At 39.0% G+C, this 14315-nt stretch carries 17 protein-coding genes and 1 tRNA gene; 6 read left to right on the forward strand and 12 right to left on the reverse strand.

Annotation, left to right across the window (positions count from 1 at the left end; translation table 11 throughout):
• Positions 1-3 precede the first annotated feature (3 nt).
• The 4 genes from flgC to ACRRSQ_RS10185 all read right to left on the reverse strand — a co-directional run bounded on the left by flgC (position 4) and on the right by ACRRSQ_RS10185 (position 2729).
• Complete coding sequence (flgC, locus tag ACRRSQ_RS10170; RefSeq protein ID WP_440875623.1) at positions 4-420, reverse strand: flagellar basal body rod protein FlgC; 417 nt, start codon at positions 418-420, stop codon at positions 4-6.
• Complete coding sequence (flgB, locus tag ACRRSQ_RS10175; protein WP_440875624.1) at positions 420-821, reverse strand: flagellar basal body rod protein FlgB; 402 nt, start codon at positions 819-821, stop codon at positions 420-422. Before flgB ends, flgC begins: the two co-directional genes overlap by 1 nt.
• A 95-nt stretch (positions 822-916) precedes the next feature.
• Positions 917-1744 (reverse strand): CheR family methyltransferase, encoded by an 828-nt coding sequence (locus tag ACRRSQ_RS10180; protein ID WP_440875625.1) that lies wholly within the window; start codon positions 1742-1744, stop codon positions 917-919.
• A 58-nt stretch (positions 1745-1802) separates the two neighbouring features.
• A complete protein-coding gene (locus tag ACRRSQ_RS10185) occupies positions 1803-2729 on the reverse strand; it encodes a chemotaxis protein (RefSeq protein WP_440875626.1) in 927 nt (308 codons plus the stop codon).
• A 168-nt stretch (positions 2730-2897) separates the two neighbouring features.
• On the opposite strand from ACRRSQ_RS10185, the gene flgA reads away from it, so the two are divergent.
• The 3 genes from flgA to ACRRSQ_RS10200 all read left to right on the forward strand — a co-directional run bounded on the left by flgA (position 2898) and on the right by ACRRSQ_RS10200 (position 4421).
• A complete protein-coding gene (flgA, locus tag ACRRSQ_RS10190) occupies positions 2898-3590 on the forward strand; it encodes a flagellar basal body P-ring formation chaperone FlgA (RefSeq protein WP_440875627.1) in 693 nt (230 codons plus the stop codon).
• Between the two features lie 72 nt (positions 3591-3662).
• Entirely contained in the window at positions 3663-3983 is a 321-nt protein-coding gene (gene flgM / locus ACRRSQ_RS10195; protein ID WP_440875628.1) for a flagellar biosynthesis anti-sigma factor FlgM, read from the forward strand.
• A 9-nt stretch (positions 3984-3992) separates the two neighbouring features.
• Positions 3993-4421, forward strand: a complete 429-nt coding sequence (locus ACRRSQ_RS10200; protein WP_440875629.1) for a flagella synthesis protein FlgN — start codon at positions 3993-3995, stop codon at positions 4419-4421.
• Between the two features lie 178 nt (positions 4422-4599).
• Here the strand turns inward: ACRRSQ_RS10200 and ACRRSQ_RS10205 are convergent, their stop codons facing one another.
• Complete coding sequence (locus ACRRSQ_RS10205) at positions 4600-5073, reverse strand: LPP20 family lipoprotein (protein ID WP_440875630.1); 474 nt, start codon at positions 5071-5073, stop codon at positions 4600-4602.
• 11 nt (positions 5074-5084) lie between these two features.
• Positions 5085-5729 (reverse strand): FlgO family outer membrane protein, encoded by a 645-nt coding sequence (locus ACRRSQ_RS10210; RefSeq protein ID WP_440875631.1) that lies wholly within the window; start codon positions 5727-5729, stop codon positions 5085-5087.
• Positions 5730-5975: 246 nt separating this feature from the next.
• Between ACRRSQ_RS10210 and ACRRSQ_RS10215 the strand changes: the two genes are divergently transcribed.
• The 3 genes from ACRRSQ_RS10215 to ACRRSQ_RS10225 all read left to right on the forward strand — a co-directional run bounded on the left by ACRRSQ_RS10215 (position 5976) and on the right by ACRRSQ_RS10225 (position 8571).
• Positions 5976-7109, forward strand: a complete 1134-nt coding sequence (locus tag ACRRSQ_RS10215) for a flagellar assembly protein T N-terminal domain-containing protein (protein ID WP_440875632.1) — start codon at positions 5976-5978, stop codon at positions 7107-7109.
• Between the two features lie 71 nt (positions 7110-7180).
• Entirely contained in the window at positions 7181-7819 is a 639-nt protein-coding gene (gene trhA, locus ACRRSQ_RS10220) for a PAQR family membrane homeostasis protein TrhA (RefSeq protein WP_440875633.1), read from the forward strand.
• 200 nt (positions 7820-8019) lie between these two features.
• Positions 8020-8571: a PEP-CTERM sorting domain-containing protein gene (locus ACRRSQ_RS10225; protein ID WP_440875634.1), complete on the forward strand. Its 552-nt coding sequence runs from the start codon at positions 8020-8022 to the stop codon at positions 8569-8571.
• A gap of 104 nt (positions 8572-8675) precedes the next feature.
• Here ACRRSQ_RS10225 and ACRRSQ_RS10230 read toward each other — a convergent pair whose 3' ends face one another.
• From ACRRSQ_RS10230 to nirD, 6 genes are all read right to left on the reverse strand, one after another.
• On the reverse strand, positions 8676-9020 hold the full coding sequence (locus tag ACRRSQ_RS10230; RefSeq protein ID WP_440875635.1) for a HopJ type III effector protein: 345 nt from the start codon (positions 9018-9020) through the stop codon (positions 8676-8678).
• Between the two features lie 136 nt (positions 9021-9156).
• Positions 9157-10911 (reverse strand): flagellinolysin, encoded by a 1755-nt coding sequence (locus ACRRSQ_RS10235; RefSeq protein WP_440875636.1) that lies wholly within the window; start codon positions 10909-10911, stop codon positions 9157-9159.
• 152 nt (positions 10912-11063) lie between these two features.
• Positions 11064-11139 (reverse strand) — tRNA-Phe (locus ACRRSQ_RS10240).
• Between the two features lie 576 nt (positions 11140-11715).
• A complete protein-coding gene (locus ACRRSQ_RS10245; protein ID WP_440875637.1) occupies positions 11716-12018 on the reverse strand; it encodes a DUF1289 domain-containing protein in 303 nt (100 codons plus the stop codon).
• 63 nt (positions 12019-12081) lie between these two features.
• Positions 12082-13611 (reverse strand): SulP family inorganic anion transporter, encoded by a 1530-nt coding sequence (locus tag ACRRSQ_RS10250; RefSeq protein WP_440875638.1) that lies wholly within the window; start codon positions 13609-13611, stop codon positions 12082-12084.
• Between the two features lie 347 nt (positions 13612-13958).
• Positions 13959-14300, reverse strand: coding sequence for a nitrite reductase small subunit NirD (nirD, locus tag ACRRSQ_RS10255; protein WP_440875639.1), 342 nt, complete (start codon positions 14298-14300; stop codon positions 13959-13961).
• Positions 14301-14315: the final 15 nt, after the last annotated feature.

A 14315-nucleotide genomic window follows, 5' to 3' on the forward strand; every position in this document is an offset into this window, starting at 1 on the left:
TACTTATTTACCAAGCATTAAGGTTTTATTAAGCATATTTTTTGCTGATTCCGCCAACTGCACATTGGTTTGATACGAGCGTGATGCCGAAATCATATTGGTCATTTCTTCAATAACATTAACATTCGGTTTATAAATAAAACCTTCTTTGTCTGCCATTGGGTGTTCAGGAGAGTATTCTTTATTCAGTGGTGCGTCGCTTTCTACAATGCCTAAAACTTGTACGCCAACCGACGATTCTTGCCCTGCGGCAGCTTTTTGCATCTCAGCGGCAAAAACTGGATGGCGAGCACGATACGTTTCATCAATACTGCTGCTAACACTGTCAGCATTAGCGATATTACTAGCGGTAGTATTAAGGCGTAGCGATTGTGCGCTCATGCCGCTACCTGTAATGTCAAATACGTTAAATAAACTCATTAGCCTTGCGCTCCAGTAATGGCTTTTTTCAAGCCTTTAATCTTGCCTGTTAGAAATTGCACACTTGCTTGATACTCTAATGAGTTTTCTAGATACAAGTTTCGTTCCACTTGTACATCAACCGTATTACCATCACCTGTATCAGGTTGATTTGGCACACGATATTCAACTTCTGCTTGAATACTGCTCTTAATATCAAAGTGTTTTTCGTGGGTACGGGCAATGCCGCCTTGCTGCTTTAACGTAGCTTGCTGCATTGCTTCTTGAAAATTCATGCCTTTGGCTTTGTAGCCGGGCGTATCAGCGTTGGCAATATTACTGGCGATCACTTCTGCGCGCTTGGCACGTACTAACATGCCCTGCTGGTGAAGCCCAAATGCTTTTTCGAAACTAATGGCCATAACGACACCTCCAATCTATTGAAAGTGTCTATTCAAGAAATATGCCAGTGGATTATTTGACGCTGACGATTTAGCGCCAAATTAGGAAGGAAGAGTTATTTTTTTTGGTAAACAATACCCGGATTACAACGCACCATGTCGAAGTCTTGATTAAGCCCTGACATTGATTCAGACGCACCTAAGAATAAGTAACAGTCTTTATTAAGTACACCATGAATTTGCGAAATAATTTGCGCTTTTATCTCGGGTGCAAAATAAATTAAAACATTGCGACAAAAAACCAAATCGAAACGTCCCATTAAGCTGTAGCTGTTCAATAAGTTTAATGGTCTAAAGCTCACCATACGTTTAACCGAGTCTTTTACTTTATACATGCCATTATCGCCCGGCTCAAAAAACTGTTGTTTACGCTGGGCGGACAAACCACGCGACAGTGCTAAGCTGTCGTAATGAGCATATTTACAATGCTCAAGCATAGTGGTTGAAATGTCGGTACCAACAATTTGAACCCCCGCTTTAAATGCACCTGGGTTTTTCATTTTAAATTCTTGCACCGACATGGCAATAGAGTACGGCTCTTGCCCTGATGAGCTGGCCGCCGACCAAATCTTTAGAGAATTAGAGCGTTTAGCTAATTCCGGTAAAATTCTATTTTTGAGTAATTCAAATGGGTAGTCGTCACGGAACCACAAGGTTTCGTTGGTGGTCATGGCATCAATTACTGCCGCCCTAAGCTGACGCTGAGTAGGTACTAGGGTTTGCGTAACGAGATCGCTTAAGGTGGCAACGTCAAATTTGGCCATTAGGGGAGCTAAGCGACTTTTTACTAAATATTGCTTATTCTCACCTAACACGATGCCACATTGCTGCTCGAGAAACGTCCTAAATTGATGGTAACTTTTATCATCAAGTTCTCTTGACACTAGTATATACTCACAGTTTTTTAAGTTTACGTTTAATAACTAAAGCTAGGTTTAGCTATTAGTCCATTTTTAACCATTTTTTCACAGCTGTGGCTAATTCATCGGGATGAAATTTAGGAATAAAGTCTTCCGCACCAACTTTTTCAACCATCGCATTATTAAAAACACCACTTAAAGAGGTATGCAAAATAACCGGCATTTCACGCATACGTTCGTTGGCTTTAACTTCAGCGGTTAAGGTGTAACCGTCCATTTCTGGCATTTCAATATCCGAAATCATTAAGGCTACACGTTCGGTTATTTTGTTTTGACATTGGGAGTCAATTTCTTTTAGTTGCTCTAATGCGTCATGACCATTTTTTGCTAAGACCATTTTAATACCCAGTGGCTCTAAGGCGCGTTTTACTTGGTTACGTGCCACCGTAGAGTCGTCAGCGATCATCACCAATCGCTCACCTAAATCTTCACCCACGGTTGTATCGGCAATGCCTTCACTTAAATCAGTTGAAACTGGGCTGATCTCATTAAGTATTTTTTCAACATCTAAAATTGATACCATTTCGTTTTCAATTTCAGTTACCGCTGTTAAATAGCTCGACTTACCCGCACCTTCTGGCGGCGGCATAATGTCTTTCCAACTTAAGGTAACGATTCGTTCAACCCCTGCAACTAAAAAGCCCTGAACACTTCGGTTGTATTCGGCGATGATAATAAACGAATCATCAGTTTGTACGATTTCAGAACCACCGGTTGCTTTACTTAAGTCGATTATCGATATGGTTTGACCACGAATATGGGCAACACCTTTAATATAGTCGTTTTGTTTTGGCAAAGAAGATAGGCGCGGACATTGTAATACTTCACGTACTTTAAACACGTTAATGCCAAATGTTTGCCTTCCTACTAACTTAAATAGTAAAAGTTCAAGTCTATTTTGCCCAACCAACTGTGTGCGTTGATTTACTGAGTCTAAAATTCCTGCCATACAAACCTCATTGTCGTCTGTGCTAATTTCTTAATAAAGGCACATTTCTTGATAGTACTTGTAGTTAATAAAAGCTAACGCCTAACTTTTGACACTGATAGTAATTATCAATTTAAGTTAAGCATAGTCTAGTATTTGAATTCTCTAAACATATAGATAACAAAATTTATGATTAATATACAAAATTTAGCGAAATTATTGTTCTCATTGCTCTTACTGCCTTCATTTTCTCATGCTGCAGAGCTAGATCGCGCGTATATTGAAAATTTTGCCAAGAATTATTTAACGCAACAAATTGCTACGCCGGACGATGGCGAAGTTGAAATTAGTGTTTCAACATTAGACCCAAGAATTGTAATCAAACCTTGCCAATCACCGTTAGTGGCAAATATACCTGAAAAGCGAAACAGTAGAAATGTAAATGTGAAAATAAGTTGTTCTGATTCAACACCCTGGCATATCTACATTAATGCAAAAGTAAAAACCATGCTGCCAGTATTGGTCGCTACCACGCGTATCAACAAAGGTTCAATCTTAGATGACAGCAATATTAAAGTGATACTTAAAGACCAATCAACATTGCGCGGCGAAACGATTGCTAATACCGCAGGTATGATTGGCGCTAAAACTAAACGTAATATTAATAAAGGCGCGGCAATTACTAAACGTAATATTTGCTTGGTATGCAAAGGAGAAAACGTTACTATAATTGCTAAATCAAACAGCTTTACCTTAAAGACGGCTGGCATAGCATTGAGCAGTGGTAGTTCGGGCGATCAAGTTAGTGTAAAAAATGTCAGCTCAGGTCGTACCGTTTCAGCACAAGTGATGGCGATAAATAAAGTTGTTGTTACGCTATAATTTTATTAAAGATTAATTAAAATTTGCCGATAACAATTTAGTAATAGAATTATTTGCCGGTAGGATATTATTATGGCTATAAATATCAATAACATGGGAAACAATACTCCCATAAAACAAAAAATTGACAACCAAACACAAGTTAAACAAGATGCGGTAAAAACAGCTGCAACTAGTGAACAAGCTAAATCAGTTCGCCAAGACTCTGTGTCGTTAACGCCACAAGCAAAACAATTAAGTGAGCTACAGAAAAAAGCGTCTGATGAGCCAGTTGTTAATCAAAAGAAAATTGATGAGTTGAAAAAAGCAATTGCCTCTGGTGAGTATAAAATCAATCCAGAAAAATTAGCCGCTAATATTGCTGACTTCGAATTTGAATTAAACAAAGCTTAGGATTATTGAATGGGTACAGCAACTGCCGCCGAATTATTAGCTCAACAACACAGCCAACTTTCAGCGCTAGAGACTTTGCTTACTCAAGAAAATGAAATTCTTCAACAGCATCAACCGGATGCGTTAAACGATATTACCGCACAAAAAAACGACTTGCTGCTAGCCATTCAAACCCTTGATCAACACATAGGTCAACATGCTGGCTTTGTTGCTGAAAAAGCGACAGGCGCATTTGATGAAACCTTGGCAGAAATAGAACACCTTTTATCTGCTTGTAAAAAACAAAATCAAGTTAATGGCATGATCATTCAACATTCTCAACTTGCCGTTGAACGCATGAAAACCAATTTACTCGAAAGTAATAATAAATCTTCGGTTACCTACGACAACAAAGGTAAAAAAAGCGGCGGTTTATCCAGTATTGGTATTAAAGCTTAACCCTTCTTAAATTTAAAATAACTCTGCTGTACATTAAACTACTGATAGAGCGCGTTTAATAAAACCGCATTCTCTGCTGACAACATTAATAAACTCATTTCTGACAGGTAATAAAAAACGCCTAACAAAGTAGACGTTTAAAATTATTTTTTCATCTTATTAGCTGCAATATTATTGTTTAAAAATATTCAACACTTCGTATTTCTTTATTATTAAAATTAGCTAAATAAATTTGGTAAACATCTTTAAAGTCTAAGCGTAACTCAGTTGTGTAGGTGTCACCCATCGGGTAGCTTTTCACCACTTTAGCGCCGCGAATAATCCCCTTAACCGATGCAGACAAGTGTTGGTTTTCTACGAGTAAATTAGCAACTGTTACATTCGCATCAAGCTGTTGACCATAAACTTGCTCAGCTAATTCAGCATAAGCGGCAATTTTTGATGCATTAATGGCCATTAACATCCGCTGTGTTTTATGCTCAGACTTTTGCAAACTAATCGGTGCATAACCAATAGCGGTAATAATGGGAAACTCTTCTGGTTCGACCGGCTGCCACTGAACATGTTTATCATAAACTGTTGAACAGCCAAATAAGCCAACAACGCAACTGACGATTAAGGTTAGTACTTTAGCCCATTGTTTTATGTTCATTTGCATCACCACTAATTTTGAATTTCGACTGCTCGCTCGTCATCCACTAACATAGCACTGTCTCGAATGATCAAACCGTCTTTCATTTTCACGTTTTGATTGGGGTTGATTTCTTCACCAATTACCCAAGAAGGAATAAACGATTGCGCTGTAGCAACAACAACACGCGACTGCATACCGATCATTCGTGCATTAATAAGAATACCTGACTCTTGTTCCATCATGGTTCCGGTTACCACGTAGTCAATAATCTGACGTTCCGGCAATTCTTGCCAATCACGGCTAAAGACATAGTCGCCATCTTTAGTCACCCGAATATGCCCAGTAGTTTTATAGTCGATAACCACTAAACCATGGCGCTGTAATTCATGGACAAAGTTCTCAGACAGTTGATTGCCTAACCAATTGGTTGACTCGAGATCTTTTAAATTAACAAACGAAGCAACGGCAATGGGTGTTTTCGGATTAACAAAAGAGCTACTTTCAAGCATTTGATATGCAAGCCCTTTTACCACATCGTTAATTGCATGTTTCGGTAGGTTAAAGCTGTCAATCTCACCCTTATCTACTTGGGTAGATTTATAAAAATTTTCTTCTGGATCTGATGCACAGGATAACAACACCGGCACCAACATTGGTATAAGCCACTTTTTCATTGAGCTCCCCTTACCCGAGTTCATAAGTTTTGTTGAATAATTCAAAGCATATATCGCGCCAATATTCAGATTAGCGACGTGTTTGTCGTCATTATTATTTTTCAGGCACAAAACATGCATATTCACTTTTTACTATTTCTGCACCTGTTCTTATGTCTAAGCATATAAGTATAGGTATGCAGATAACAAACCAATTTGACGACGAGAATGATTATGCGATCACTGTTTTTGTTTTTATGCCTTTTTATGACTAGCTTTTCTTCGATATGCCAATGGTATGAGTCGCAAGGACAAGCGTCTACTAAAGGCACAGATACACAAACGGCTCGTAAAAAAGCGATGGAAGAAGCGCTTCAAAAAGCTTTATTGGTAGCAGGTGCATCAGTATCAAGCATTCAACAGGTAGTGAATGGTTTATTGACACAAGATGAAATTAGTATTCGTGCAAGCGGCATTGTCAATTCACTCGATTTGATCAGCGAAACTTATATTGACGATATTGTGACCGTTAATATACGTGCAGATATTTTCCCGCAGCAACACCAATGTAGTTCGGCTGACTACCGAAAAACCCTATTAGTTACCCGCGCTAACATTGTTCACCGTGAACAAGCCAATGTCGGTTTAATTTATGACTTAGATGTAGCCGCAGGAAAAAAACTTTCTTCTAAGCTTAATAACGATAGTCAATTTATTGATGTTAAATTAGCCTCGCAAAACAAAACTGAGTTTTCGCGTCTACGTAATAGTTTTCAAGCAGAAAAAATCAAGCAACTGAGCATTTCATTGTCAGCACTTACCAACAGTCAATACATCATGTTTTCTGAAATTAATGATATTTCGTTTGCCAAGCAAGCAAACAATGATTGGCAGTTTTGGCAGTCTGATATTTTCGACCGTCACTTTAATTTGTCTGTCTTTATTTATAACGGCGTAAATGGTGAATCTGTGTTTGAGCAACACTATACCAGTAGCGCACCATGGACCTTCGACAAGCGTGAACAGGTTTATGTTAATAGCGATACGTTTTGGCGTAGCCCTTTTGGCGTTAATATCGAGCAAACCTTAGATAAATTAATTAAAGATATTGATGAAAATATGATGTGCCGCCAAGCTCGAGGAAAAATTGTTCGTATAAATAATGGTGCTGTCACAATTAATTTAGGCCGCGATCAAGGGGTTAAAATTGGAGACGAGTTTTCATTACTACACCTGAATAATTTCACCGCCGACGATGGAAAAGTCTATGCAGGTTATAACATTAGCCCATATAAAGTAAAAGTTGATCAAGTCACAAATCAAACTGCTAGAGCTTATAGTATTAACGGTGAAGTATTAGGAAGTGTGCAAATTAACGATATAGCAGTACGCCACGAGTAAATATTATTACTTGTTAAACTGGTACAACCTGTTATTATTCAGCGTACACTTGTACACTGAATAATTTTAACATGTCTTATGCCACTCCCTATAGCCCGCAAGAAGAAATCGCTAATACGCTAACACATGCGATTGGCGCACTATTAAGTGTTGTTGGTCTTATTGTGCTGTTGTTATCTGTTCCCGAGAACCTAGATAATTCAACGCGTATTGCTAGCTTTAGTATATATGGTGCAAGCTTAATTCTCTTATTTAGTGCCTCGACTATTTATCACTACGCGGTAGCAATTAAGCTTAAACAATTATTCAAACTTATTGATCATTGTGCGATTTATTTACTGATTGCCGGCACATATACACCACTCATGTTACTTACCTTAAAAGGACCGCTTGGCTACAGCATGTTGGCTTTAGTTTGGGCAATTGCATTATCAGGGATCGTATTGAAGGTAAAATACGGTCATAAACATAAAAAGCTTTCCTTGTTGTCATACCTTGGCATGGGTTTTATCTCTTTGCCATTAATGAGTGAACTTTCGACTCACCTCCCTAGCGAAGCGATACAATTACTGGCCATTGGCGGCGCCATCTACACTTTAGGTGTTATTTTTTATATCAATAAACGCATTCCATATAATCATGCTATTTGGCATTTATTTGTATTAGCAGGGGCGGCCTGCCACTTTACTATGGTTTGGCTATATCTATAATGATTAAAACCCTAGTGTTTATAGGTGAATTATTGTCAGCATACTTTACACTTTCATTATTTCTAGCCAACCCAGACTCATCAACCAGTTGATTTATATGTTGATTGATTTTTAGGCACATTGGTTGCATTTATTAAAACGGAAACCTTAAAAATTTGTTGTAATCGTAATAATCACCTTTTGTAAAACAGGAGATTGAAATGACTCTTAAAGTAGTTAAACAACTAGCCCTAGCACTAACCCTCTCGATTAGCGGATTTATCAGCACCGCTACTGCCGGACTTATTTTTCAACCTGACTACTACACCTATTATGAGGTGGGTAACGGATTAGAATGGGTTTACGCATCACCTTGTGCCACCGATATCAACCCTAGCGGTTCATGTAGTTCCCCGTTAAGCTTAATTGATGGCTTTAGGTTTGCTTCACTTACTGAATGGAACGCAAGCTTTAGCTCGCTGCAAGACTTAATAACCGCATTTGATACACAAAATGGCGCATCTGATGCGCTGATATGTGCTGCGCCATACTTTGGTGGCACCTACAGCTATTGTGACGAAGGCGATGTCAGCGCGGGCTATGTATCAGGCGCTCCCATTGCATGGGCACCTCAATCTGGTAGCAGTATAGCAGAAACCTTTTTAGTAAGAGGCCAGTTAAGTCAACCGCCTCGTGATGTACCAGAGCCATCTAGCTTAGCTATTTTTGCTTTAGGCATATTGGCCTTTGCTGCTCGTCGATTTAAGCGTTAACTAAATTGAAGCTTGCAGCCTAGTAACTAAAAAGCACCATTTAACATGGTGCTTTTTTAATGCCTGATATTTACTCGCCTTACATAAGTTTTAACTAAATAATTTTATTTAACAGTTAAAGCATTCTTTGCAAGTTCAACCCCTTGCCAACCTGTTAAAATAAAGTTTCTGATATTGGCATGATCAGTCCCTTTCGGGTTTTGTAAAACATCTTCGCGATAGTAAGCGCCAAACAAATTTAATGTTTGTTGCTCGGTAAGTTGATTAAGCTGAGCAAAAGCAAACAGTTTACATGACCCTTCATTAGTGCCAGCATCGTTAACAACATTGCCATTGGTAAAGGTGGTCGGCGTATAGATATAATCGTTTTCAATTGTTGCCATGACCTGTGAAAATTCAATCGTTTCAGGAGATGATTCAAGTTGCTTAAGTAAATCTGCAGTATGCATGTAAAACCTTTTCTGTGATGAAAATAAATGAACTGCGTGCATGATAACTTAAAAAGTAAGTTAGGCTAAATTGATAAAAAGAATAATTAAGTTAAATTTTTTCGTACGAAAGAAGAAGCAAAAGGAAAGTTTTTAGTTAGCCAAGTAATTGCATGATCAGCTGAGATTGCTGCATGCTGTGACTCATCATAGCGGTAACCGCCTGCTGTTGGATTTGCAATTTAGTCAGTTCAGCAGTTTCAATGGCATAATCGGTATCTTGAATTCTAGAGCGACTGGCACTTAAATTTTCTTCAATATTAGTTAAATTACTGATGGTATGTTCCATTCTATTAGAAAAAGCCCCTAAACCTGCCCGTTGTGAATCAACATACCTTAATGCATCATCAATCGCATAAATGCCGGTTTGCGGATCGCCAACCAAGTCAAGGTCATTTAAGGCAAGTACCGTGGTTGAAAAGCCGCCAAGTACCATATCAATGGTTTCGTTGGCATTGGCACCAACTTGAAAAGAAACCCGTTTGCCAGCATTTTCATCAAGAGCCGGATCATAACTCGATAGAGCAACTTCAGTTAACCCAGTAGCTCCGTAATTCACAGCTGAAGTAAAATCAGCGTTATCAGTATCGTCATCACCTGAAACAAAGGTGGTGCTAAAATTTGTTGTCGTTGATGCAGAGCTTGCACCAACAATTGTTTCTGCTCGACTAGTTTTACCGGATGCATCTTGACCGCCAAATGCGCCATTGTCAGCGTTGGTTAAATCCATATTATTACTAACAAAGTCTTCAAAAACCGTTCCGCCCATCAGTTCTGTTTGAAATGCAGCAGCATTAGCATAAGTACCACCAGAAGCAGTATTTAATGCCGCATCAAAACTGGCTCCGCCGCTTAACGCCGACATTAACGATTGTATGCCGCCACTGCCTAATTGATTATGCATATAACGCATCGCGACATAACCACCAGAATAAACCGCGGCAACTTGTTGCCCCGTACCTGTAGGTGCGTTGGTATTCGTAAAAATGCCATTAAGATCTGATTTGATGGTGCTCACACCATAATTGGTGATATCAGAAGCGAGTCGTGAATCGGCACCACTAATAGCTTCTGCCGTACCTTCTGCAAACCAAGTCGGTGTACTACTTAAATTCATGTTATTAGCCATGACCGCATGCACCATTTCATGCAAAATCGTGCTTTTTAGCTGACTAATTTTATCCGCATCGGCGCTATTAAAGTCATCTAAGTCGATATTCATCATTATGTTTGTGCCGGCAGGCGCTAGATAACTCACTGAGGCTAGCACCCCATTTGCACCATCCATATTTTCTAAATTGATTTTGAATGTTGCGCCATTGCCAATTAACCCTAGCTCAGCACTAATAATATCTTCAGACTCTGCTAAAACACCACTTTGCAAAGTGCGTAAAATGGTTCTTTCATTAGCATCAACAATCGGGGTTGACGCTTGGGTATCAAATAATAAATTACCGCCAAAAGCAGTTGTTTGATTGATACGATTTATTTCTTCGCTTAACTGCACCATTTCTTTATTTAATGCAGTGCGATCTTCATCTGCCATTGAGCCATTAGCGGCTTGCAAGGAAAGATCACGCATGCGAAATAAAATATTAGTCACTTCATCTAAGGCACCTTCGGCGGTTTGCGCCATAGAAATACCATCATTTGCATTTCTCGCTGCAACAGCAAGACCACTGATATTGGAAGTTAATCGATTTGAAATTTGCAGACCGGCAGCATCGTCTTTTGCAGAATTAATACGCATGCCAGAAGAAAGGCGGCTAAACGTTGTTTCTAAATCATTAGAAACCTTCGTTTGCTGCCTTTGCAGAAATAAATTCGTGACGTTGGTATTAAGCGTTAACATAATGCTCCATAAAACCAATAACTTAAATATTTTAGTTAAAGGTGTATAACAGCATATCGGCTGGAAATTGTTATTCTTGAGTATTTTTTAAACAAAACATAAAAAATAGAAACAAAAAAGCCCAACACGAATGCTGGGCTTTTTCTTAAATATGGTGCCTTGACCCGGAATCGAACCAGGGACACGAGGATTTTCAATCCTCTGCTCTACCGACTGAGCTATCAAGGCATTTCTCAACAAAACCGGCTTACTTGTTGAAGGCGATTTATCAAAGAGCGCGTATAATATAGTTAATACGTCGACCTCGCAACAACTTTTTAGCTTTATTTCGCTTGAATGTGCGCAAAGGTTTAATCCTTGAACAATTTGTTGATTAAGAGCTAATTTTGACAAGTAAACCAAGCTGAGAAAAGGACTAATTCGCTCTTAGTTATAACCAATGAAATTGGTAGTTTATAGAATAAACCCGTATTGCCAAAGGCTGTGGTGTGCTGAGGTAATCAGAATATAAGAAAGGGATAACGGTAAACAAAAAGCTTAGGGTCTGTTGATCTTTCGAGGTTAACTTTTGTTCAAAGTAAACGCTTTTTGTTCAAGGCGTGAACTACACGCATGGTTGTTCCATGTAAGTTGTGAACAACGATGAAGAAATGGCGTTTAGTTGACCCCAAAGGGCTGCGTTTCTAGGCATTTATTCATCATTATTGCGCTTTAATGTGGAATAACCACATAGCAATTGCAATGCTTTGTCTAAATACCGATAAACTGCTGCAAAAATAAATACGAAAGCTCAACAGTCCCTAGTTAAAGCTCAAAATCGCCGAAGTCGAGATCAGAATTATCTTTTTGTATTTTGGGTTGTGGATCTAACAAGGAAGGTTGTTGAATATTTTCAATAGGCTCAACCACTTTAGGTTTAACACCTTGTTCTTTACGTTTTTTACGTGCTAAACAGCGCTTGATCACTTTCTGTTTATTATCGGAGTCGAGATTTATCCAAGTTTGTCTTTCGTCTCTGGTTCGAAAGCATCCCATGCAGTAGCCTTTGTCATCAGACTGACAAACACCGATACATGGGCTGGGAACATCAAAAAACTCTAATTGCATAAATAAAACTCAAAGGCACCTACTTTCAGTATACATGACTAGGTGCCTTATTGAATAACTAACTTATGCCAGTTTGTCGGTAGCAATATGGTAATCAGGGTCTTCAATTACATTCACTTCAACCAAATCACCCGCTTTAGTTAATAACAGCTGACATTCTTTGCTTAAGTGCTTTAAATGAATTTTCTTACCACGAGATAAATAACGTTCAGCAAGTGTATCGATCGCTTCAATGGCAGAATGGTCGGCCACGCGTGAGTGTTTAAACTCAACTACTACGTCATCACTATCGTTATCCATATCAAACTGATCTAAAAAGCTTGATACTGAACCAAAAAATAATGGGCCATTAACTTCATAAATGGTTGAACCGTTTTCATCAACAGTGCGAGTAACCAGCACATGTTTAGCATGTTCCCAAGCAAATACTAGCGCTGAAACAATGACACCAACAACCACAGCAACGGCCAAGTCAGTCGCTACAGTAACGCCTGAAACTAAAATAATCACAAAAGCATCAGCCTTTGGTACTTTGCTCATAATGCGGAAGCTTGACCATTCAAAGGTACCAATAACCACAATAAACATTACCCCAACAAGTGCTGCCAAAGGAATTTGTTCAATGAGGCCAGAAGCAAATAATATAAACGCCAGTAAAGCTAATGCTGCAGTTATACCTGAGGCACGACCACGGCCACCTGAGTTAACGTTAATCATTGATTGTCCGATCATGGCACAACCACCCATACCGCCAAAAAAGCCAGTTGCTGTATTTGCAGCACCTTGTGCAATACATTCTTTATTACCACGACCACGAGTACCGGTTAATTCATCGATTAAGGTCAGGGTTAATAACGATTCAATTAAACCAATCGCCGCTAGTACAACAGCAAATGGTAAGATAATTTTAAAGGTTTCAAAGGTAAACGGCACATCTGGAATGGCAAATGTTGGCAAGCCACCAGCAATAGAAGCAATATCACCAACGGTTTTGGTATCAATACCTAAAGCGATAACTAATAAAGACACGGCAACAATAGCCACTAAAGTTGAAGGTACTGCTTTGGTCAGTTTTGGGAAGAAGTGAATAATCGCCATGGTTAATACAATTAAACCTGACATCATCATTAAGGCATTATTTTCCATCCACACCATTTCGCCTGCCGCATTTTCAACTTTAAATTGACCAAGCTGAGCAAGGAAAATAACAATCGCCAAGCCATTTACAAAGCCGAGCATAACAGGGTGTGGTACGAGTCGAATAAATTTACCCAGTTTAAACACACCTGCCAGTATTTGAATAACCCCAGTTAGCACCACCGTTGCAAACAGGTATTGCACCCCGTGAATGGCAACTAAGCTCACCATAACCACCGCCATAGCGCCAGTTGCGCCAGAAATCATACCTGGGCGGCCACCAAAAATAGAGGTAATTAAGCCAACCATAAAGGCTGCGTATAAACCCACTAAAGGCTCTACTCCAGCAACAAAGGCAAATGCAACTGCTTCAGGTACTAAGGCTAAAGCCACCGTAAGTCCTGACAGCACATCATTTTTCATATTTGCCACTTTACTGGCATGTAATTCAAACATTATTATCTCGCGTTGTTTTTTAGCAGACCAGCTAAGTGTAGGCTATTGTGCTAATTATAGATTTTTAACAAGTAAAAGAATGTGACTTGTTATTTAAGGCGCGAAATTCTAGTCAATGGTGTGATAAAAGTCAATAAGCGCTTAATATTCAACCAGCCTAACTTTCTAGTTATTTAATTGATTTTTAAAGATTATTGATAAGGAAGCAGCGTCATACTTTTATTCGCGAGCTAAATATTCAGGCAATACGATGTTGCTCTTTTACAGGTGACGTTTAAGACAGGAAAGCAACTCTGCTGAAATTAATAATCTCAGCAGGGTTAACAGGTTGAATCGACGCTTTAACGCTAAGCCGCTAACTGAATTTTATTGCCTTCAATGCGAACCGGGTATGTTTTTAAACTCACCGTTTCGTCTTCTAAGCACTTACCTGATACTAAATCAAAATGTTGTTTATAAAGTGGTGAAGCCACGACGATTTGATCAGATAAACTACCAACAATGCCACGAGAAATAATGTTGGCATCGCTAAACGGACAATAGTTATTGACGGCATAAAATTGATCGTCAATATCTTGTCCAATCGCTTTAACTCGGAAGATTGCCACTTGCTCACCGTCAACTAAAGCACAACGGCCCATGTTAGGTAAAATTTCATCAATACTACAAATATCAGCCCAATTACTCATGATGTTTCCTATAAA

Origin of the sequence: Thalassotalea sp. PLHSN55, assembly GCF_052030545.1 — a bacterium.
In the GTDB taxonomy this organism is placed as follows: domain Bacteria; phylum Pseudomonadota; class Gammaproteobacteria; order Enterobacterales; family Alteromonadaceae; genus CANMXU01.

Excerpts from the sequence above, each read along its gene's own strand:
- flgC (WP_440875623.1), bottom strand. The coding sequence starts at position 420 with ATGAGTTTATTTAACGTATTTGACATTACAGGTAGCGGCATGAGCGCA.
- flgB (WP_440875624.1), bottom strand. The coding sequence starts at position 821 with ATGGCCATTAGTTTCGAAAAAGCATTTGGGCTTCACCAGCAGGGCATG.
- ACRRSQ_RS10185 (WP_440875626.1), bottom strand. The coding sequence starts at position 2,729 with ATGGCAGGAATTTTAGACTCAGTAAATCAACGCACACAGTTGGTTGGG.
- flgA (WP_440875627.1), top strand. The coding sequence starts at position 2,898 with ATGATTAATATACAAAATTTAGCGAAATTATTGTTCTCATTGCTCTTA.
- flgM (WP_440875628.1), top strand. The coding sequence starts at position 3,663 with ATGGCTATAAATATCAATAACATGGGAAACAATACTCCCATAAAACAA.
- ACRRSQ_RS10200 (WP_440875629.1), top strand. The coding sequence starts at position 3,993 with ATGGGTACAGCAACTGCCGCCGAATTATTAGCTCAACAACACAGCCAA.
- ACRRSQ_RS10205 (WP_440875630.1), bottom strand. The coding sequence starts at position 5,073 with ATGAACATAAAACAATGGGCTAAAGTACTAACCTTAATCGTCAGTTGC.
- ACRRSQ_RS10210 (WP_440875631.1), bottom strand. The coding sequence starts at position 5,729 with ATGAAAAAGTGGCTTATACCAATGTTGGTGCCGGTGTTGTTATCCTGT.
- ACRRSQ_RS10215 (WP_440875632.1), top strand. The coding sequence starts at position 5,976 with ATGACTAGCTTTTCTTCGATATGCCAATGGTATGAGTCGCAAGGACAA.
- trhA (WP_440875633.1), top strand. The coding sequence starts at position 7,181 with ATGTCTTATGCCACTCCCTATAGCCCGCAAGAAGAAATCGCTAATACG.
- ACRRSQ_RS10225 (WP_440875634.1), top strand. The coding sequence starts at position 8,020 with ATGACTCTTAAAGTAGTTAAACAACTAGCCCTAGCACTAACCCTCTCG.
- ACRRSQ_RS10230 (WP_440875635.1), bottom strand. The coding sequence starts at position 9,020 with ATGCATACTGCAGATTTACTTAAGCAACTTGAATCATCTCCTGAAACG.
- ACRRSQ_RS10235 (WP_440875636.1), bottom strand. The coding sequence starts at position 10,911 with ATGTTAACGCTTAATACCAACGTCACGAATTTATTTCTGCAAAGGCAG.
- ACRRSQ_RS10245 (WP_440875637.1), bottom strand. The coding sequence starts at position 12,018 with ATGCAATTAGAGTTTTTTGATGTTCCCAGCCCATGTATCGGTGTTTGT.
- ACRRSQ_RS10250 (WP_440875638.1), bottom strand. The coding sequence starts at position 13,611 with ATGTTTGAATTACATGCCAGTAAAGTGGCAAATATGAAAAATGATGTG.
- nirD (WP_440875639.1), bottom strand. The coding sequence starts at position 14,300 with ATGAGTAATTGGGCTGATATTTGTAGTATTGATGAAATTTTACCTAAC.